The following is a 20,363-nucleotide window of genomic DNA, read 5'->3' as shown; positions in this document are numbered from 1 at the left end:
GGCGCTGCCGGTGCCGGAATGGAGCGTGGCGGCGACGGCGCAGGCGGAGCCGGAGGGCGAGGCCGAGCGGACCCTGGCGGGGATCTGGGCGGAGGTGCTGGGCCTGGCATCGGTGGGCGCGACGGACAACTTCTTCGAGCTGGGCGGGGATTCGATCCTGTCGCTGCAGGTGGTGGGCCGGGCGCGCCGCGCCGGCCTGGTGCTGACGCCGCGCCAGCTGTTCGAACACCAGACGGTGCGGGGCCTGGCCGCGGCGGCGAAGGTCGAGGCGGTGGCGGTCGAGGAGACCGCATCGGGCGCGGCGGTGCTGACGCCGATCCAGCGCTGGTTCTTCGACACGGCGATGGCGGAGCGTCACCACTGGAACCAGTCGGTGCTGCTGGCGCCGCGCCGGGCGCTGGACGCATCGGCGCTGCAGCAGGCGGTATCGGCGGTGGTGAGCCATCACGACGCGCTGCGTCTGCGCTTCGTGGAAGCGAACGGCGCCTGGTCGCAGCACCATGCCGAGCCGGAGGCGCAGGATTGGCTGTGGCAGCGGTCGGCAGCGGACGAGGCGGAGCAACTGGCGGTGTCGGAGGCGGCACAGCGCAGCCTGGACCTCGGGCAGGGTCCGCTGCTGCGGGCGGTGCTGATCGATCGCTGGGACGGGACGCAGCGGCTGCTGCTGGCGGTGCACCATCTGGTGGTGGACGGGGTGTCGTGGCGGATCCTGCTGGAGGATCTGCAGACCGCCTACGCCCAGGCCGCGGCCGGCGAGGCGATCGCGCTGCCGGCCAAGAGCAGCGCCTTCGGCCGCTGGGGCGGACGGCTGGCGGCGCATGCGCCGGCGCGGGCGGCGGAGCTGCCGTATTGGCGCGACGTGCTGGCGGGCCCGTCCGGCTTCCCGGTGGCACGCCCCGAGGGCGCGAACACCGTGGCGCAGCTGGCGGAGCACCGCCTGCGCTTCGACGCCGGGCTGACCGACCGTCTGGTGAAGACGGCGCCGAAGGCGTGGCGGACCGGGGTGGAGGACCTGCTGCTGACGGCGCTGGCGCGGGTGCTGTGCCGGCACACCGGCGAAGGCTCGGCGCTGGTGGCGCTGGAAGGCCATGGCCGCGAGGGCTTGTTCGAGGACGTCGACCTCAGCCGGACACTGGGGTGGTTCACCAGCGTGTACCCGGTGCGCCTGACGCCGGAGGCGGACCTTGAGGCATCGCTGAAGGCGGTGAAGGAACAGCTGCGGTCGGTGCCGGACCGGGGCATCGGCTACGGCGTGCTGCGCTACCTCGGCAGCGCGGAGACGCAGGCGGAGCTGGCCGCGCTGCCGTGGCCGGCGGTGACCTTCAACTATCTCGGCCGGTTCGAGGGGCTGACGGACGGGGCCTTCGCGCAGGCCGGCGAGAGCGGCGGCCGGGACCAGAACGACGGCTCACCCTTGGGCGGTGAGCTGGTGGTGAACGGCCAGATCGTGGGCGGCGTGCTGTGCTTGAGCTGGCTGTACAGCGCGGCACGGCACGACGCGGCGGTGATCGAGACCCTGGCCGCGGCCTATGAGGCCGAGCTGGCGGCGCTGGTGGAGCATTGCTGCGACCCGGCGACCCCGGGCGGTCTGACGCCGTCGGACGTGCCGCTCTCCGGCCTGTCGCAGGCGGCGCTGGACGCGCTGCCGGTGGTGGCGTCGGAGGTGGAGGATCTGTACCCGCTGTCGCCGATGCAGCAGGGGATGCTGTTCCACAGCCTGCAGGCGCCGGAGCTCTACGTGACGCAGCTGAGCGTGGCGGTGGACGGGCTGGACGCCGACCGCTTCGCCCGGGCGTGGGAGGCGGTGGTGGACCGCCACGCGATCCTGCGCAGCGGCTTCCTGTGGGACGGGGAGCGGCCGCTGCAGCTGGTGCATCGCCGGGCGCCGTCGCCGGTGGAGCAGCTGGACTGGCGGACCCGGCCGGACCAGGACGCGGCACTGTCGGATCTGGCGGTGTCGGACCGGGCGCGGGGCTTCGACCTGGCGCGTCCGCCGCTGCTGCGGGTGGTGCTGGTGCAGCTCGGGGAGGCGCGGCACCAGCTGATCCTGACCAGCCACCATGTGCTGCTGGACGGATGGAGCACGTCACGGCTGATCGGCGAGGTGCTGACCCGGTACCACGGCGGCACCTCGTCCACGTCAGGTGGCCGGTATCGGGACTACATCGCCTGGCTGCAGGGCCGGGACACCCGTGCGGATGAGCGGTTCTGGCGCGAGCGGCTGTCGGGCCTCGAGGAGCCGACGCTGCTGGCCGCGGCGCTGCCCAATCCCGTGCCGGAGGCGGGTTATGGGGCGGCGCGGCTGCATCTGGACGGTGCGGCGACGGAGGGTCTGAAGGCCTTTGCCCGGCGCGAGCGGGTGACCTTGAACACGGTGGTGCAGGGGGCGTGGTCGCTGCTGCTGTCGCGGATCACCGGGCAGCGGCGGGTGGTGTTCGGGGCGACGGTGTCGGGGCGGCCGGCGGAGCTGGCGGAGGCGGAGACGCTGCTGGGGCTGTTCATCAACACGCTGCCGGTGGCGCAGGAACTCGACCCGGCGCGGCGTGTGGGCGACTGGCTGCGCCAGCTGCAGGGGCTGAATGTGGCGATGCGGGAGCATGAGCACACGCCCTTGTACGAGATCCAGGGCTGGGCGGGACAGGGCGGGCGGTCGCTGTTCGACAGCCTCTTGGTGTTCGAGAACTACCCGGTGGACCAGGCGCTGCGGGAGCGGGACGAGGGATCCTTGCGGTTCGGCCCGGTGGACAACATCGAGACGACGAACTACGCGCTGACGCTGACGGTGCAGGCGGGATCGGACCTGGAGATCGGCTGGAGCTGGCGCCGGGACGCGCTGGGGTCGGAGCGGATCGGGCGGCTGATGCGGCAGCTGGAGACGCTGCTGCAGCGGATCGCGGCGGATGCGGCGGCATCCTTGGGCACGATCGCCCTGCCGACGGCGGAGGAGCAGCAGCAGCTCGCCCGGTGGAACGCGACGGACCATGCCTATGAGGCGGTACCGAGCGTGGTGACGCTGATCGAGCGTCAGGCGCGGGCGACGCCGGGGGCGGAGGCCCTGGTGTTCGGCACCGAGCGCCTGAGCTACGCGGAACTCGACCGTCGGGCGAACCGCCTGGCGCATGCGCTGATCGCCCGTGGCGTCGGCCCGGACATGCTGGTGGGGGTGGCGGCGGAGCGGTCGGTCGAGCTGATGGTGGGGTTGCTGGGGATCCTGAAGGCGGGGGGTGCCTACCTGCCGCTGGATCCGGAGCATCCGCGCGACCGCCTGGCCGGGACCATCGGCGATGCCGGGTTGCGGCTGGTGCTGACCCAGGCCCATCTGGCGGAGCGGCTGCCGGAGCTCGATGGCGTCGAGACCCTGGCGCTGGACCGCTGGGACCTGTCGCAGCAGCCGGAGCAGGCGCCCGGCGTGGCGATCCATCCGGAGACGCTGGCCTATTGCATCACCACCTCGGGCTCGACCGGCAAGCCGAAGGGCGTGGGCAACAGCCATGCCGGTCTGTTGAACCGGCTGCAATGGATGCAGGCGGAATACGGGCTGGGCCTGTCGGACCGTGTGCTGCAGAAGACGCCCTACGGCTTCGACGTGTCGGTGTGGGAGTTCTTCTGGCCGCTGATGACCGGCGCCTGTCTGGTGGTGGCGGCGCCGGGGGCGCATCGCGATCCGGAGGCGCTGGGCCGAGTGATCCGGGACCAGGCGATCACGACGCTGCACTTCGTGCCGTCGATGCTGGCGGCCTTCGCCGGGTCGGGCGAGCTGCCGGGCTGTGCGAGCCTGACCCGGATCCTGTGCAGCGGCGAGGCCTTGCCCATCGAGCTGCAGACGGAGGTGCTGCAGCAGACGGAAGCCGAGCTCCACAACCTGTACGGTCCGACCGAGGCGGCGATCGACGTGACCTACTGGGCGTGCCGTCCGGAGGCGGGGCAGCGCGGGGTGCCGATCGGGCATGCCATCGCCAACACCCAGATCCACATCCTGGACGCGGACCTGAACCCGGTGCCGGAGGGTGTGTCGGGAGAGCTGTACATCGCCGGTGTGAACCTGGCGCGGGGGTATCTGGGCCGCCCTGACCTCACGGCGGACCGGTTCGTGCCGAACCCGTTGGGGCAGCCCGGCAGCCGGATGTACCGCAGCGGCGACCTGGTGCGGCGTCGGCCGGACGGGGCGATCGAGTATCTCGGTCGTCTGGACCATCAGGTGAAGCTGCGGGGCCTGCGGATCGAGCTCGGGGAGATCGAGGCGGGCTTGAGGGCTCACCCCGGCATCCGGGATGCGGTGGTGGTGGTGCGGGACGGGCGGCTGGTCGGCTATGTCGCCGCGGACGCCGCGCCGGACGAGGCGGCGGTGAAGCAGCAGCTCTCGTCCCAACTGCCGGACTACATGGTGCCGTCGAAGCTGGTGTGGCTGGAGCGGCTGCCGGTGTCGGCGAACGGCAAGCTGGACCGCAAGGCCCTGCCCGATCCGGAGTGGGAGAGCAGTGCCGGCCATGCCGAGCCCGAGGGCGAGACCGAACAGGCCATCGCCGCGATCTGGCGCGAGGTCCTCGGCCTCACCCAAATCTCCCGGCATGACGACTTCTTCAATCTCGGCGGGCACTCGCTGACCGCGATGAAGGTCCGGGCCCTGCTGCTGGAGCGGCTCGGCCAGTCCCTGCCGATCCGCCATTTCTTCGACCATCCCACCCTTGCCGGGCTGGCCGCCAGCCTGTCCGCCGACGGCGCCGGCGCGCAGCAGCGGCTGAGCGACATGGACCAGTGGATGAGCGAGCTCGAGGACTGATCATGACCGTCGATGCCAAGCAGATCGCCCGTCGTTTCGCCGGGCTGGCGCCGGATCGCCGCCGCGCCTTCCTCGACAAGCTTGCCGAGCACGGCGTGGATTTCACCGAACTGCCGATCCCCCCGGCGCCGCGCGAAGGGGCGCTGCCGCTGTCCCATGCCCAGCGCGGGCTATGGCTGACCTGGCAGCGCGACCCCGCCAGCCCGGCCTACAACATGGCCGGCATCCTGGCGCTGACCGGCGGCCTCGACGTTGCGGCGCTGCAGGCGGCGGTCGGTGACCTGGTCGCCCGTCACGAGGCGCTGCGTACCACCTTCGGCATCGACTCCGAGGGGCAACCGGTGCAGCGCATCCACGCCGAGCTGCCGCCGCCGCTGACGCTGCGCGACCTGCGTGCCTCGGCGGACGGGCGAGGGGAGAGCGACGCCTTCGCCCAGGCCTTGGCGCAGCAGCCCTTCGACCTCGAGGCCGGGCCGCTGCTGCGGCTCGAGTTGCACATCCTGGGCGACCGCGACCACCGGCTGGTGTTGGCCCTGCACCACATCGTCGCCGATGGCTGGTCGATCGGGCTGATCATCCGCGATCTCGCCGCCCTCTACGGCGCCCGGCGCGACGGCGCCCCGTCCGGCCTGCCGGCGCTGGAGGTGCAGTACCCCGACCACGCCGCCTGGCAGCGCGGCTGGCTGGAGGCGGGGGAGGAGGCGCGCCAGATCGGGCACTGGAAGGCCGCGCTGGGCGACAGCCACCCGCCGCTCGACCTGCCCTTCGACCGCCCGCGACCGGCCGAGCGCAGCGACGCCGGCGCCGCGCACGCCTTCCGCCTGTCCAAGCCGCTGGCCGATGCCCTGCGCGGCCTGGCCCGCCGGCACGGCGCCTCGACCTTCATGGTCATGCTGGCGGTGCTCAAGCTGCTGCTGGCGCGGCATGGCGGTGGCGACGACATCCGCATCGGCACGCCGCTGGCCAATCGCCGGCGGGCCGAGACCCATCCGATGATCGGCTACTTCACCAATCTGGTGGTGCTGCGCACGGTGCTGGATCAGCGCCGCAGCTTCGTCGCGCTGCTGGACCGGGTGCGCGAGGGCGTGCTGACCGCCGAGGCCCATGCCGACGTGCCGTTCGACGCGGTGATCGAGGTGCTGGCTCCGCCGCGCCAGGCCGGGGTGCACCCGCTGTTCCAGGTGAAGTGCACCGAGCAGGCCGACCAGTCGGGCAGTGCGGGTTTCGCCGGGCTCGGCATGGCGCTGCACGGCCTCAGCAGCGGCGCCGCGCATTTCGATCTCAGCCTCGACTATACCGACCGGCCCGACGGCATCGACGCGCTGCTGGCCTACACCACCGATGTCTTCGACGCTGGCACGATCGCGCGGCTGGCGGCGGATTTCACCGCCCTCGCCGAGGCCGTCACCGCGGCGCCGGAGCGACGCCTGGCCGACCTGCCGCTGGCGCCGGTGCCGGCCACCGCCTTCGGTCCGGCGAGTGCCGAGCCGCCGGTGGATCTGGTCGCGGCCTGGCGGAGTCACGCTGCGGCGCGGCCGGAGGCGGTCGCCGTCCGGCATGAGGAGCGCAGCGTCTCCCGGGCACAGCTCGACCAGGTCTCCGACCGCCTGGCGCGGCGGCTGATCGCCCATGGCGTCGGCCCTGAGGACCGGGTCGCGCTGCAGATGGGGCGCACCCCGGAATGGGTGCTGGGCCTGCTCGCCGTGCTCAAGGCCGGCGCGGCCTACCTGCCGCTGGACCCGGCGGCGCCGGCCGAGCGCCGGGCCGAGCTGGTGGCCGACAGCGGCGCCCGCTGGCTGCTGGTCGACGCCGACACGCTGGAAAGCTTCGGCTGCGAGGTGCTGCGCCTGTCGCTGGACGATCGGGATGAGGAGGTCGTTTCCACCATCCCGTTGCCCGAGGCGGTGCCCGACCAGGCGGCCTATCTGATCTACACCTCCGGCTCCACCGGCAAGCCCAAGGGGGTGGTGGTCACCCGCGGCGCCATGGCGGACTACACCCGCGGCGTGCTGCGGCGCCTGGGGCTGCCCGAGGGTACCCGCATGGCGATGGTCTCGACCGTCGCCGCCGATCTCGGCAACACCGTGCTGTTCGGGGCGCTGTATGGCGGCGGTGAGCTGCACCTGATCGACCCGGCGCGCACCTTCGACCCCGACCGCTTCGCCGAGTATGTCGCGGCGCAGCGCATCGACGTGCTGAAGATCGTGCCCAGCCATCTCCAGGCCCTGCTGCAGGCGCGCCGGCCGCAGGATGCGCTGCCGGCCCACACGCTGGTGCTGGGCGGCGAGGCCACCAGCTGGCCGCTGCTCGACCGGATCCAGGCGCTGGCGCCGGGCTGCCGCGTGCTCAACCATTACGGCCCGACCGAGACCACGGTGGGCGCCCTGTGCCAGCCGGCCTCCGAGGCCTCGCGCGCCGCCGGCACGCTGCCGATCGGCGCGCCGCTGCCGGACGCCTCGGCCCATGTGCTGGATGACTATCTCAATCCGGTGCCGGCGGGTGCTGCGGGCGAGCTGTATCTCGGCGGTCCCGGCGTGGCCCGTGGCTATCTCGGCCGCGCGGCGCAGACGGCGGAGCGCTTCGTGCCCGATCCCTTCGGCGCGCCCGGCGCCCGGCTGTACCGCACCGGCGACCGGGTCCGGCGCCTGCGCGACGGCAGCCTCGAATTCCTCGGCCGGGTCGACGACCAGGTGAAGATCCGCGGCTACCGGGTCGAGCCGGGCGAGGTGGCGACGGCGCTGCGCGGCCTCGACGGCATCGCCGACGCGGCGGTGGTCGCCCTGGCCGCCGAGGACGGACGGCTGCAGCTGGTGGCCTATGTCGCGGCGCCGGCCGGCTTCGACCTGGACGCGGTCAAGGCCCGGCTGGGCGCCCTGCTGCCCGACTACATGGTGCCGGCCGCTTTCATGCGGCTGGATGCCCTGCCCGTCACCGCCAACGGCAAGCTCGACCGCCGGGCGTTGCCGGCGCCGGTGGTGGCGAAGGCCGCCGGCGATCCGCCGCGGGGCGACACCGAGGTGGCGCTGGCCGCGATCTGGGCCGCCCTGCTGGGCACCGATGCGATCGGCCGCGACGACAATTTCTTCGCCCTGGGCGGGGATTCGATCCTCAGCCTCAAACTGCTGGCGCGGATCCGCAAGCAGGGGCTGCCCGGGGGCAAGGCCCTGTCCCTGGCCGACATCCTGAACGCGGGCAGCCTGGCCGCCTTGGCGGCGCGGATCGCGCCGGCCGAGCCGACCGGGCCGGATGTGGTCCATCTCCAGCGCGACGGTGCCGGGGTGCCGCTGTACTGCATCCCCGGGCTGATCGTGAACTCGACCGAATTCGCCTCGATGGTCGCGGCGCTGGGCGGCGACCGGCCGGTGACCGGCTTCGTCAGCCACGTCTACACCGCGCAGCGCTGGCGCGGCTACGACATGGCGGCGCTGGCCGAGGAGTTCGCGGCCCATATCGAGCGCACCGCCACCGGCGGGCGCTGCGCCCTGCTCGGCTGGTCCTCCGGCGGCGACCTCGCCTTCGAGACCGCGCATCGCCTGGCGGGGCGGGTGCGGATCGATTTCCTCGGCATGGTCGACGTCTTCGAATCCGTCGATTTCCGCGCCGAGCGCGATCGGACGCCGGAGGAGCGCGAGCGGGCCGCGGCCCTGCTGGAGCAGTGGCTGGGCCGGTCGCAGATGGCGGCGCAGTGGCGCCCGTTGTTCGCGCTGATGGACGAGGCCGAGCGCGCGGCGCTGGACGACTATGTCCTGGCCCATGGCGACGCGCTGCCGGTCGACGGGCCCGACCTGCTGTCGCGCGAGTTCGAGCTGTGGGCGACGCTGGACAAGCGGCTGCGCGCGGCGCGCTACCGGTACCGGCCGCTCGGGCTGCCGGTCCATGTCTGGCAGGCGGAGGATTCGCTGGGCCGGCCGGAGCAGCTGCGCGACTGGAGCGCGCTGGCGCCGGTGGCGGAGCTGGCCCTGGTGCCGGGCGCCAAGCATCTCGACATCATCCACGACGCCGGCTTCCAGGCCGGTGTCAGGGACGCGATGCGCCAGGCCGACAGCGCCGCCGTCGCGGTCGCGGCCCAGTAGAGGGGCGAAGCGGGAGGGGGCTGCCCCTCCCGTCGCTCAGACGGTCTGCTTTATTGGACGTAGCTGATCGGCGGGCCGCCGGCGGGGTTGGCCAGGATGCCCATCGGGATGCCGTAGATCGCCTGCAGCTGGTCCGGCTGCATGATCGCCTCCGGTGCGCCGCGGGCGATCAGCCGGCCGGAATGCAGCGCGATGATGTCGTCGCAGAACCGCGCCGCCATATTGATGTCGTGCAGCACCACCACGACGCCGAGCCCCTTGCTCTGGCTCAGCCGGTGGACCAGCGACAGCACCTCGATCTGATGAGCCACGTCGAGGGCCGAGATCGGCTCGTCCAGCAGCAGGCATTCCGCGTCCTGGGCCACCAGCATGGCCAGCCAGACGCGCTGGCGCTCGCCGCCCGACAGGGTGTCGACCAGCCGGTCGGCGAAGGGGGCGATGTCGGTCAGCTCGATCGCCTCGGCCACCTTGGCCCGGTCGGCGGCGCCGAAGCGGCCCAGCGCCCCGTGCCAGGGATAGCGGCCCAGCGCCACCAGCTCCTTCACCAGCAGGCCGGAGGCCGGCGGGGTCTGCTGCGGCAGGTAGGCCACCTTGCGGGCGAAGGCGCGGTCGCCCCAGTCGCGCAGCGCCTGGCCTTCGAAGTGGACGGTGCCTGCGGTCGGCGGCTGCTGCCGCGCCAGGATCTTGAGCAGGGTCGACTTGCCCGAGCCGTTGTGGCCGATCAGCCCGGTGACGCGGCGCGGCGCCAGGGTCAGGTCCAGCGGCTGCAGCAACTGGCGGTCGGCCACGGCGAAGGCGATCTGCGACAGCTCGAACATCGGCGGCGAAGCCTCTGGGCGCGTCCGGGGCACCTCGGTCGCCTCGACTCGGGGGGCTGTGTGGTTCATGCGGGCCTCGCTTTGACGAGCGGACAGGTCGAACAGAGGTCCAGCTCCGGAATCAGGTAGCGCAGGCAGCAGACGCGCCGCCGCCGCCGGGTCTGGCCGCCGCTCTCGACATAGCGGACGGGCTGGAACAGCGGGTTGGCCGGGCGCCCCGGCCAGTCGCGGCTGGCCAGCAGCGCGTCGCCATGGGCGGAGCAGGGCACGCCGGCCGCCTCGATGTCGCGCAGCAGGCTTTCGAGCATGTTGCCGACATTGCTCCACAGCACCTTGGGCGCGATGCCGCTGCGCCCGGCCAGCGCCTGGATCAGCGGCGCGACGTGGCCATCGATCACCGCGCCGAAGCGTTCGAACGGATCGGCAGGATCGATCGGCTGCCCGCCATGGCGCAGCCGGAAGCCGACGGTGCGGCCATCCGGCTCCTGGATGATGCCGACCTCGTCCAGGCCGGTCGGCAGGCCGTGGTCCAGCACCAGGCTGGCGGCCACCACCGGCGTCAGCAGCGACCAGAAGTGCCACTTGGCCCACAGCGAGGCCACCGCCCGCGGCTCCGGCGCCGCATAGCGGGTGGCGAAGCGCGCCAGGATGCCGTCGAGCACGCCGGGGTCGAGCAAATCCGCACCCGGCATCGCCTCGCGCGGGTCGTCTGCCAGCACCAGCCGGTCGGCGAAGGGGGCGAGCTCGCCGGCGAAGATCGGGGCCAAAGCGGGGATCATGCGCCGCGTCCCGGCTGGAGGGATGGCCTGCTCATCGCCGCTGCATCAGCCAGATGAAATAGCTGCCGCCGATCACGGTCGCGACCAGGCCGGCTGGCACTTGCCAGGGGAAGGCGACGCTGCGGCCCAGCCAGTCGGCCAGCACCATCAGCACGGCGCCGAGCAGCCCGGCGGCGTAGATCTGCGGCAGCGGCCGCTGCACGCCCAGCATGCGGACGATGTGCGGCGCCATCAGGCCGACGAAGCTCAAGGGGCCGACGGTCAGCGTGGCGCCGGCGGTCAGCGCGGCGGTCAGCAGCAGCACGACCAGCCGGCTGCGGGTCAGCGCCAGCCCCAGCGCGACGCTGGTCGAGGCGCCGAGCGGCAGGATCGCCAGCCAGCGCGCGGCCAGCGGCACCATCAGCGCCGCAGCGGCGGCCAGGCCGCAGGTGATCGCGGCATCCCCGCCCGAGATCCCGTAGGTCGACCCCGACAACCAGCCGAGCAGGATGGCGGTGCGCGGGTCGCCGCTGAACAGCAGCACGGCCATGAACGACCACGCGACGGTGGTCAGCGCCATGCCGGCCAGCAGCATGTGCTCCGACGACAGGGCCGAACGCCGGCCGAAGGACAGGATGGCGACCAGGGCCAGCAGGGCGCCGGCGCCGGCGACCAGGATCAGCATCGGCCGGTCGAGGCCCGGCACCACCATGGCCGCGACAATCAGGGCCAGCGTCGCGCCGGACGAGGTGCCGAGCAGCTCGGGGCTGGCCAGGGCGTTGCCGGTCAGGCGCTGCAGCAGCACGCCGGCCATGGCCAGCATGAAGCCCGCGCCGACTGCCGCTGCGACGCGCGGCGCCCGCCAGGGCAGCAGGGCCTCCAGCTCGCCGCCCATGCTCCAGTGCCAGCCGTCCGGCGCGCGGCCGAAGGCCAGGGCGGCCCAGGCCACCAGGCCGAGCAGCAGCAGGGTTCCGGCGATCCACAGCCAGGGGCGGTCCTGCCGGCTGGTGAACAGGGCCGGCCGCTCCCGCACCGCCTCGCCGGCCGGGCGCAGCCGGCGCAGCAGCCACAGCAGGATCGGGGCGCCGAGGATGGCGGTGACGGCGCCGGTCGGGATGGCGCCCGCCGCGTCGACCAGCTGCACCGCCTGGTCGGTCAGGGCCAGCAGCCCGGCCGACAGCAGCGGCCCCCACAGCAGGCGGTCGTGCAGGCGCCGGGCGCCTAGGATGCGGGCGATCACCGGGCCGCCCAGGCCGATGAAGCCGATCGGGCCGGCGGTGGCGGCGGTGACCGCGCTCAGCAGCACGGCCACGGCGATCCCCAGCAGCCGGGCGGTGGCCAGGGAGACGCCGACGCTGCGCGCGCCCTCCTCGTCGAGGTCCAGCAGCGTCAGCGGCCGCAGCAGCAGCAGGCTGGCCAGCACCGCCAGCGCCAGCCATGGCGCCAGGGTCAGCGCCACGCCCCAGTTGTTCTGGTTCAGCGACCCGCCCTGGGTCACGAACACATCGGTCAGGGCCTGGTGGTTGAACAGCACCAGCAGCTTGCTGCCGGATTCGAGGTACAGGGTGACGACCAGCCCGGCCAGGATCACCACGATCGGCGCCAGCCTGTGCCGCCAGCTCAGCACCAGGACCAGCGCCACGGCGGCGGCTCCGCCGGCGAAGGCGACGACCTCCTGCCCGACGTCCAGCAGCGCCGGCGCCGACAGGGTGGCGACGATCAGCGCCAGCTTCGACCCGGCGAAGACGCCCAGCGTCCCGGGTTCGGCCAGCGGGTTGCGCAGCACCTGCTGGAACAGCACGCCGGCCAGGCCCAGCGCGGCCCCGGCCAGCAGGCCGACGGCCAGCCGCGGCAGCAGGCTGTAATGCGCCAGCATCTGCGGCATGTCGGTGTCGGCCGGGGCGGTCAGGGCCTGCCACCATTGGCCGGAGGGCAGCAGCGCGGCCAGATGGTGCAGGAACAGGGCGAGGGCGGCGGCCAGCACCAGCCCCGCCAGCAGGGCCGGGCGCTGCGGCGCGGCCGACCGGGACAGCGCCGCGTCAGCCACGGGCGGCCTCATGCGCCGGCACGGCCCGGGCCAGCTGCCCGGCGAAGCGCGCGGCCGAGGACAGGCCGCCATTGGGATAGACCACCGGGGTCTCGATCACCCGCCCCTGGCGCACCGCGGGCAGCGCCTGCCACAGCGGGCTGCCGGCCAGTTGCCGCAGGGCGCGGTCGGTCTCGGCGCCGCGGTTGAAATGGATCAGCCGGGCCTCGGGGTTCCCGGCCAGCTGCTCGATGCCGATCGAGGTGGTGCCCCAGACATTGGTCCGCCCGGTCCAGGCATTGGTCAGGCCCAGCCGGGCCAGCACGTCGCCGATCATGCCGTTGCCGCCGAAGATCGCGGCGTGGCGGCCGTCCTCCATGAAGCGGACGACATAGACCGGCCGGTCGGCGAAGGGCGCCAGGGCCTGCCGGGCCTCGGCCAGGGCGGCGTCGGCGCGAGCGGACCAAGCCTGCGCTTCGGCGTCGCGCCCCGTCATCGCCGCCACCTGGGCCAGCAGGGATCGGGCGTGCTCCAGCGCCGGCTTCTGGGTGGAGAAAGTCGGCAGCCAGGCCACCGGGGCGATGCGTTCGATGTCATTCGAACCGACCTCGGCCCAGGACGGGGCCAGGATCAGGTCCGGCCGCAGCTGCTGCAGCAGTTCGAGATTGGGTTCCTGCAGCGGCCCCAGATCCGGCACGCCGTCCGGCAGTGCCGGCTCGGCCACCAGCCGCTGATAGAGCGGGATGTTGCCGACCGCGGCGGGCGTGACGCCGAGCGTCAGCAGCGTCTCGGTCAGCAGCAGGTCGAGGCACGCGACCCGGCGCGCGGCCGGACCGGTGACGCCGGAACCCTGCGCGCGCGCGCGGGCCGGGCCGGCAAGCGCCAGCCCGAACCCGCCCAGGAACGCGCGCCGGCCCAGCATCAGGGGATCACCAGCGGTAGCCCAGCTTGGCCGACAGCGTGAAGGGTTCGCCATAGCGGCAGCCGGTGATGTCGACGCAGGTCATGTATTCGTTGTCGAACAGGTTCTTGGCATTGACCTGCAGCGTGGTGCCGGTCAGGCGCTCGTCGATCGCGCCGAAGTCGTAGGCGATCATGGCGTCGGCCACCAGGTGGCCGGGCACATCCTTGTCTATCTTCTCGTCGTTGGCATCGAACCCCGGAAGGTTGGTCGAGCTCAGATACTGCAGCCCGGCGCCGACCGTCAGGCCCTTGATGCCGAGATCGTCCAGCTTGTAATCGGCCCACACGGCGACGTTGTGGTACGGCACCAGGGCGAGACGCTCGCCCTCCAGGTCGCCCTTCTCGTTGCGAGCGTCGGTGTAGGAGTAGGCGGCGACGAGGTTGAGAGCGCCGATGCTGGCTCTCGCCTCCAGCTCGATGCCTTGCGAGCGCACTTCGCCGGTCTGGATCGAATAGGTTCCGGTCGGGTCGCTCGGGTCGGCGGTCAGGACGTGGTTCTGGTTGATCCGGAACAGGGCGCCGCTGAGCGTCAAGTTCTCGCCGGCCGGCTGGTAGCGCAGGCCGACCTCGTACTGGTCGGCCTTGGTCGGCTCGAACTGCTTCCCATCCTGGCTGACGCCGGCATTCAGCGCCGTCGGCTGGAAGGACTGGCTGAAGCTGGCATAGGGCGCAAAGCCGTTGTCGAACAGGTAGAGCAGCCCGACGCGGCCGGTGAAGGCGCTGTCCGAGCGGCTCTGCTTCCGGTCGATGCCCAGGAAGTCGAGCGTCGCCTGATTGCGATAGCTGGTGTTGTAGGAATCGGCCCAGTCGTAGCGGCCGCCCAGCACCAGGATCAGCTTGTCATAGATCTTCATCTGATCCTGGACATAGACGCCGACCTGCGACCCGGAGTTCTTGAAACCGGTATTGTTGGTGTTGACGTTGACGTGCGCGTCATAGACCGGGTCGTAGATGTCGCCGAGCGGGGCGACCGAACCGCCGAGACGATCGGTGTCGTAGCTGACGCCATAGGTGTCGATGCCGGCCAGGAGCGTGTGCTGGACCGGCCCGGTCTCGACCTTGGCTTCCAGCGAGGTGTCGGTGGTGAACCCGTTCGACACCTCGTTGCGATTGACCACGCCCCGGATCAGGGAATTGTCGTCCCGAAGCTTTCCGTAGCTCAGATAGTCCCACGCCACGTCGGCATGGAAGTAGCGCAGAGAGTTGCGAAGAATCAGGCTGTCGTTGAATTTGTGCTCGAACTGGTAACCGAGCGTGTAGCTTTCGCTATAATACTTGTCGTAGCCCTGCTGGCCGATGAACAGATCGCGCGGAACCCGGTCGTTGCGCAGATCATTATAGGGCATCGGCGGGGCGAAGCGGGTGTAGATCTCCTGATAGTCGCTCAGGAAGGTGATCGTGGTCGCGTCCGACGGCCGGAACGTGAACGCCGGGGCGATGTAGAACTTGTCGTCCGGGACGTGATCGACCGAATTCCCCGAATCACGCCACAGCCCGGTCAGCCGGTAGGACAGCATGCCGTTGTCGTCGATCGGGCCGCCGGTGTCGCCCGAGAACTGGGTGCGGCCGTAGGTGCCGTATTCGGCGTTCAGCTCATGGAACGGCACGTCGGTCGGCTGCTTGCTGATGGCGTTGACCACGCCGCCCGGGCTGAGCTGGCCGTAGAGGACGGAGGAGGGGCCGCGCAGCACATCCACGCGTTCCAGGCCATAGGGCTCCTGGTTGCCGTCATAGACGTTCGACTGCAACCGCAGGCCGTCGCGCAGCATGCCGGATCCGCCGGCGGCCACGTTGAAGCCGCGAATCATGAAGTCGTCATTCAGCCGGCTGTAGGCGCCGGACTGGAAGGTGATGCCGGGCGTGTAGGCCAGCGCCTGGGACAGGGTCTCGGCGTCGGTGGCCTCGATCTGGTCCTTGGTGACGATCGAGATCGACTGCGGGGTCTCGATCAGCGGCGTGTCCGTCTTGGTGGCGCTGGCGCTGCGCTTGGCGACGAAGCCCTGGACCGGGCCGGTGGCGGTCTCGCCCTGGCCGGTGACGACGATCGGGGCCAGCACCATGCCGTCGCTGGCGGCCGGCGCCTCCTGGGCTTCTGCCTGCGGCACGGCCGACCCACCGACCGCCACCAGGAATGTCGTCGTCAACAGCATCCGCACGCGCTCACGCGTGCCGTGTCCAGCACTCATGCCACCCCGCCCCTTCTCCGGTCTGGTATCCGCGGATGCTGACGCTGCGCCTCGGCAACCGTCGCACCCGGTCTCAAATGTTCGGCTGCTCAATAGCGAAAATAATAATGACTCGCAATCTCAAATAGCATGAATGCCGGCAAAAATTGATGGACGGAGGGCAGGCCTGGTGCGTGGCATCTCTCGCGTGGCGAGGCTCTTCAGAATCCTCTAAATCATCAGCCCCGCGAAAGCGGGGATCTCGCAACGCTTTGACCGGAAAGAGATTCCTGCTTTCGCGGGAATGACGGCAAAGGGATGGGGCTGCTGTCTCGCCGGTCGAGTCCTCGCCCGACGGCCCCGGCATCCTCAGCCGGACTCCTCCGAGGGCGCAGCCTCAGCCGCGCTCCTCGAAGGGCGCGCGGAAGCTCGGCAGGCGGTCGGCCGCGACCGGCAGGGGCGGGAAGGGCCGGTGCGGCTCGGCCTGGTACCAGAAGGCGGTGCTCGACACCTCGTCGTCGCGCCGGTTGGCGTGGCCGCGCTCGATCGTGACCCGGATCGACCGCTTGAACACCACCGGATCCTCGATGTGGAAGCGGTACAGCGTCACCGGCTCCTGCCAGTTGGGGCCGCCGCCGGCGATGATGCCGTGATAGGGCGCGGAATATTCCTGGTTCGGGCACCAGGCGGTGTTGAAGTAGTCCTCGGTGCCGGTGCCGTGCAGGGTCGGCGGCCAGGCGTCGTTGGCGCCCGGGCTGCTCTCCGGCCGGTCGGCGATGACGGGCTGGTCCGGCTCCGCCGCGATCTGACGCTTGCGGCCGGCATCGGGCACGGTCAGGCCCGGCTCGCCGTCGACGAAGATCATGTCGTCGCCCTCGCCGTACCAGTCCCACTCCCGCGACCGGCGCAGCGAATAGACGCTCAGCAGGCAGCCGACATAGTGGCCGTGGCCGGCGGCGTCGAGGATGGTGTGGTTCTTCGCGCCGTCGGTGTTGGTGCCGCCGAACAGCACCTCCTCATTGGTCAGGCCGCCCTCGTTGAAGGGCTGCGGCGCGGCGCGGCGCCACTGGGCGTGGAAGCGGCCCAGCCCGTCCTCCAGCGCGTCGTGCAGCTCGAGGTCGATGTAGTAGTAGAACAGCAACTCGTGCTCGGCCTCGTTGGTCACGGCGAAGCGCATGCCGGCGGCGAAGGGCATCGGGAAGTAGCAGTTCAGGGCGCGGCCATCCTGCGGGCTGGCCTGCAGCGGCAGGCTGGCGAAGTTGCGGGTCTGGCCGTGGCCCATGCCGAAGAAATCGCCGATCGGGCATTCGATGCTGGGCTCGGCCTCGCCGTCCCACCAGGCCCGCAGCACGATCTTGCGCAGCGCGTGGCGGCTGGCGCAGTTGATGGTGACCCAGATGTGGGTGACGATACCGGCCCCCGCCGTCTCCGCGATCGTCACCGTCTCGCCCGGCGCGACATGCAGCCGATCGTCGTTGCCGCCGGTGCGGTCGTAGCTGGAGAAGCGCCTGGTCCTGGCGTCGCGCAGCTTGGCGAGGCCGCGCAGGGGTGACAGCCCGGCATTGCTCTGCATGGTCATTCCTTCCGCAGCGGCGGCTATTTCAGCCCGCCGGTCTTGATGGATTCGACGATCTGGCGCTGGAACACGGCGAACAGCAGCAGGGTCGGCAGCGCCACGATGGTGGAGGCCGCCATGATGTAGTTCCAGGAGGCGGAGTACTGGGCCTGGAAGCCGGCGACCGCGACCTGAACCACCCACAATCTGGGGTCGCTGGTGATGGTCAGCGGCCACAGGAAGGCGTTCCAATTGGCCAGGAAGAAGAAGATCGCCAGGGCCGACAGGATCGGACGCGAGAGCGGCAGCACGATGCTCCAATAGACCCGCCAGTGGCCGGCGCCGTCGATGAAGGCGGCCTCTTCCAGCTCGCGCGGCACGTTCAGGTAGAACTGGCGCAGCAGGAATATGCCGAAGGCGTTGAAGATCGCCGGGATGATCAGCCCGGCATAGCTGTTCACCAGGCCCAGCTGCCGCACCAGGATGAACAGCGGCACGATGATCACCGGCAGCGAGATCAGGAAGGTCGAGAACATCCCGAGGAAGATCACCTCGCGCCCGGGGAAGCGCAGCCGGGCCAAGGCGTAGCCGGCCATGGAGTGGAACAGCAGGGCCACCAGCGTCACCGTGCCGGCGACGGCCAGCGTGTTCAGCAGGAAGCGGAAGAAGTCGACCTCGGTGAAGACGTAGAGGAAGTTCTCCAGCGTCGGCCGCGCGGGCACCAGCGCGGTGCTGAACACCTCGTCCGGTCCCTTGAAGGCGATCGAGACCATCCACAGCAGTGGCACGATGGCCATCAGCGCCAGCATGGCGGAGCACAGGAACAGGATCGCGCCCATCGGGCGGACGGAGCGGGCGTCAGTCATAATTGAAGCGCCCGCCGCGGGTCAGCAGGAACAGCAGGCCAGTGAGCGCCAGCAGGATGACGACCAGCACCGACGCCATCGCCGCGGCGTAGCCGTACTCGCCGAACTGGAAGGCCTGTTCGTAGATGTAGTAGATCGCCAGCGCGGTGGAATTGGCCGGGCCGCCCTTGGTCATGACATAGATCAGGTCGAAGGTCTGCATGCCGGCGACCGCGGTGACGGTCGACACCAGCAGCACGAAGAAGCTGGTCGGCCGCAGCAGCGGCAGCGTGATGTAGCGGAAGGCCGCGACCGGGCCGGCGCCGTCGATCCGCGCCGCGTCGTGGTACTCGCGCGGGATGTCCTGCAGCCCGGACAGGAAGATCAGCATGTAGTAGCCCATCAGGAACCACACGCTGATCCCGACGATGGCGAACAGCGCCAGGTCGGGGTCGCCCAGCCAGGACAGACCGCCGAGGCCGAGGGCGGCGGACAGGCGGCTGACCACGCCGATCTTGTCGATCAGCAGCACCTGCCAGATCAGCCCGACCACCACCAGGCTGACCATGTGCGGCATGAAGAACAGGGTGCGGAACAGGCCGGCGAAGCGCGTTCGGCGGTGCACCAGCAGGGCCAGGCCCAGGCCGGAGACGTAGAGGCCCGGCACCAGCATCGCGACATAGGCCAGGGTGATGCGGAGGCTCTCGAGGAACAGCGGGTCGGCGGCCATGCGGCGGTAGTTGGCCAGGCCGACGAAGCGGTAGCCGCCGAAGCCGCTGACCTCGAAGAAGCCGAGGCTGAGCGACAGCAGCATCGGCGCGCCGACGAACAGCAGCAGGCCCAGCGCGTCGGGCAGGATGAAGAGGTAGCCGGCGATCCATTCCCGGTGCCGGGCCGACAGCCGGCGGCGCGGCCTGGGCGCCGCTGTTCCGTCCTGGATCGCCGTGCCGGAGGTCATGCTCATACGATCGGCGCGCCGGTGTAGCCGGCGAGGAAGGTGTCGATCTGCTGCGCCGCCATCTCCGCCCGCTTGCCGGGATCCTCGCCGTTGAGCTGGCAGGCCTGGATAGCGTCCGAGATCGCCTTGTAGACCTGTGGCGGCACCCGCGGTTCGCCCCGGGCGCCGGGGAACACCTGCTCGGCGAAGGTCTTCATGGCGCCGGCGCCATAGGCCGCGGTGGAGGCGGGCAGGGCGAAGGCGGATTTGCGCGGCGGCATGTCGCTCTTGGCCTTGGTGCACCAACCGGCGACGCGCTGCACCGATCCTGAGTCCATCGACCCCAGCGCCCAGGCGCAGAACCGGCCCGCCGCCTCCGGGTTGCGGCCATTGGCATTGGCGACGAAGGCCCAGCCGCCGGCCACAGTCCGGTCGGTGCCGCCGGGCGGGGTCGGCAGCTTGAACACGCCATATTCGAAATTCGGGTCGGCGTTGCGCAGGGCGCTGATGCCCCAGATCCCGACATTCTGCATGGCGCAGAAGCCGGAGCCGAGATTGGCGGCGATGTCGTTGGCGCCGTAGCCCAGCGGCTTGCGCGGGGCGACGCCCTGCTTGACCGCGTCCTGCCACAGCTTCAGCGCGGCCTTGGCGGCGTCGGAGTTGAAGCCGCTCTTGCCGTCAGGGCCGACGATCTCGCCGCCGCCCTGCCACAGGAACGGGTACCAGGTGAAGTTCTGGTAGTAGCCGGGGTTGGTCTCGAACAGGATGCCGAAGCGCTGGTCGGTGGTCAGCTTCTTCGCCACCTCGAGCAGCTGGTCCCAGGTCTTCGGGATGTCGGCCTCGCCGATCCCGGCCTCCTTGAAGGCCTTGACGCTGTAGTAGATCGCCATCGGCTCGACCTCCATCGGCAGGCCGTACAGGCCCTGGCCGACCAGCCGGGTGGCGATGGCGTTGTCGTAGTAGTCGGCGCGCGCCTCCGCCGCGACATAGGGCGCGAGGTCCAGCAGCGCCCCGCCATTGTAGTAGCGCAGGAAGTCGCCCGGGCTGATCAGGAAGACGTCCGGCCCTTCGCCGGCGGCGAAGGCGGTCTGCAGCTTGGTGCCGTTGATGTATTGCGAGGTCGGGATGTATTCGAGTTCGACCTTGACGTCCTGGCTGTCGTTCCAGCCCTTGACCGTGTCTTGGAACCACTGGACCTGACCGGGCACGGCGCCGCCGGGGGCGTAGAACTGCCAGAACTTCAGCGGCGCGTCCTGGGCCTGCGCCCGGGAGATGTACGGCATCGCCATCAGGCTGCCGCTCGCCGCCAGCAGCCGGCGGCGGGTCAGAGGCGCAAGGCTCTCGCTGCGGGAACCACGGGTGGTCATGACGGTCCTCCCCTTATCGCGACGCGATGCTGCGTCAGCCTTGGTCGGCAAGGTCGAAACCTTTCAGCCGATCCGG

General features: G+C 71.1%; 11 protein-coding genes. 2 read left to right on the top strand and 9 right to left on the bottom strand.

Annotated features, from left to right (window positions below; genetic code table 11):
- Positions 1–25: 25 nt before the first annotated feature.
- Both AB4112_RS17630 and AB4112_RS17625 read left to right on the top strand, forming a co-directional pair.
- Positions 26–4,780, top strand: coding sequence for an amino acid adenylation domain-containing protein (locus AB4112_RS17630; RefSeq protein WP_441721495.1), 4,755 nt, complete (start codon positions 26–28; stop codon positions 4,778–4,780).
- A gap of 2 nt (positions 4,781–4,782) precedes the next feature.
- Positions 4,783–8,853, top strand: coding sequence for an amino acid adenylation domain-containing protein (locus AB4112_RS17625; RefSeq protein ID WP_309791739.1), 4,071 nt, complete (start codon positions 4,783–4,785; stop codon positions 8,851–8,853).
- A gap of 50 nt (positions 8,854–8,903) precedes the next feature.
- On the opposite strand, the gene AB4112_RS17620 is transcribed toward AB4112_RS17625, so the two are convergent.
- The 9 genes from AB4112_RS17620 to AB4112_RS17580 all read right to left on the bottom strand — a co-directional run bounded on the left by AB4112_RS17620 (position 8,904) and on the right by AB4112_RS17580 (position 20,287).
- Entirely contained in the window at positions 8,904–9,740 is an 837-nt protein-coding gene (locus AB4112_RS17620; RefSeq protein WP_309791740.1) for an ATP-binding cassette domain-containing protein, read from the bottom strand.
- Positions 9,737–10,450, bottom strand: a complete 714-nt coding sequence (gene fhuF, locus AB4112_RS17615) for a siderophore-iron reductase FhuF (protein ID WP_309791741.1) — start codon at positions 10,448–10,450, stop codon at positions 9,737–9,739. The genes AB4112_RS17620 and fhuF overlap by 4 nt, the downstream gene beginning before the upstream one ends.
- A 31-nt stretch (positions 10,451–10,481) precedes the next feature.
- On the bottom strand, positions 10,482–12,476 hold the full coding sequence (gene fhuB, locus AB4112_RS17610) for a Fe(3+)-hydroxamate ABC transporter permease FhuB (protein ID WP_441721490.1): 1,995 nt from the start codon (positions 12,474–12,476) through the stop codon (positions 10,482–10,484).
- Positions 12,469–13,377: an ABC transporter substrate-binding protein gene (locus tag AB4112_RS17605; RefSeq protein ID WP_441721487.1), complete on the bottom strand. Its 909-nt coding sequence runs from the start codon at positions 13,375–13,377 to the stop codon at positions 12,469–12,471. Before AB4112_RS17605 ends, fhuB begins: the two co-directional genes overlap by 8 nt.
- Before the next feature lie 7 nt (positions 13,378–13,384).
- A complete protein-coding gene (locus AB4112_RS17600) occupies positions 13,385–15,604 on the bottom strand; it encodes a TonB-dependent siderophore receptor (RefSeq protein WP_309791744.1) in 2,220 nt (739 codons plus the stop codon).
- 376 nt (positions 15,605–15,980) lie between these two features.
- Complete coding sequence (locus tag AB4112_RS17595; protein WP_309791746.1) at positions 15,981–17,162, bottom strand: glycoside hydrolase family 172 protein; 1,182 nt, start codon at positions 17,160–17,162, stop codon at positions 15,981–15,983.
- Between the two features lie 17 nt (positions 17,163–17,179).
- Positions 17,180–18,004 carry a carbohydrate ABC transporter permease gene (locus AB4112_RS17590; protein WP_309791747.1) on the bottom strand — a complete coding sequence of 275 codons (825 nt, stop codon included), beginning with the start codon at positions 18,002–18,004 and terminating at the stop codon, positions 17,180–17,182.
- The gene (locus AB4112_RS17585) at positions 17,997–18,941 is read right to left on the bottom strand and encodes a carbohydrate ABC transporter permease (protein ID WP_309791748.1); all 945 of its coding nucleotides are present in this window, start codon (positions 18,939–18,941) and stop codon (positions 17,997–17,999) included. Before AB4112_RS17585 ends, AB4112_RS17590 begins: the two co-directional genes overlap by 8 nt.
- 2 nt (positions 18,942–18,943) lie before the next feature.
- A complete protein-coding gene (locus AB4112_RS17580) occupies positions 18,944–20,287 on the bottom strand; it encodes an ABC transporter substrate-binding protein (protein WP_441721482.1) in 1,344 nt (447 codons plus the stop codon).
- Positions 20,288–20,363: the final 76 nt, after the last annotated feature.

It is taken from the genome of Inquilinus sp. 2KB_23, from assembly GCF_052115705.1.
Taxonomy (GTDB): domain Bacteria; phylum Pseudomonadota; class Alphaproteobacteria; order DSM-16000; family Inquilinaceae; genus Inquilinus; species Inquilinus ginsengisoli_A.
The sequence above is the reverse complement of the archived record's forward strand: the minus strand, read 5'-3'. Positions and strand labels throughout refer to the sequence as shown.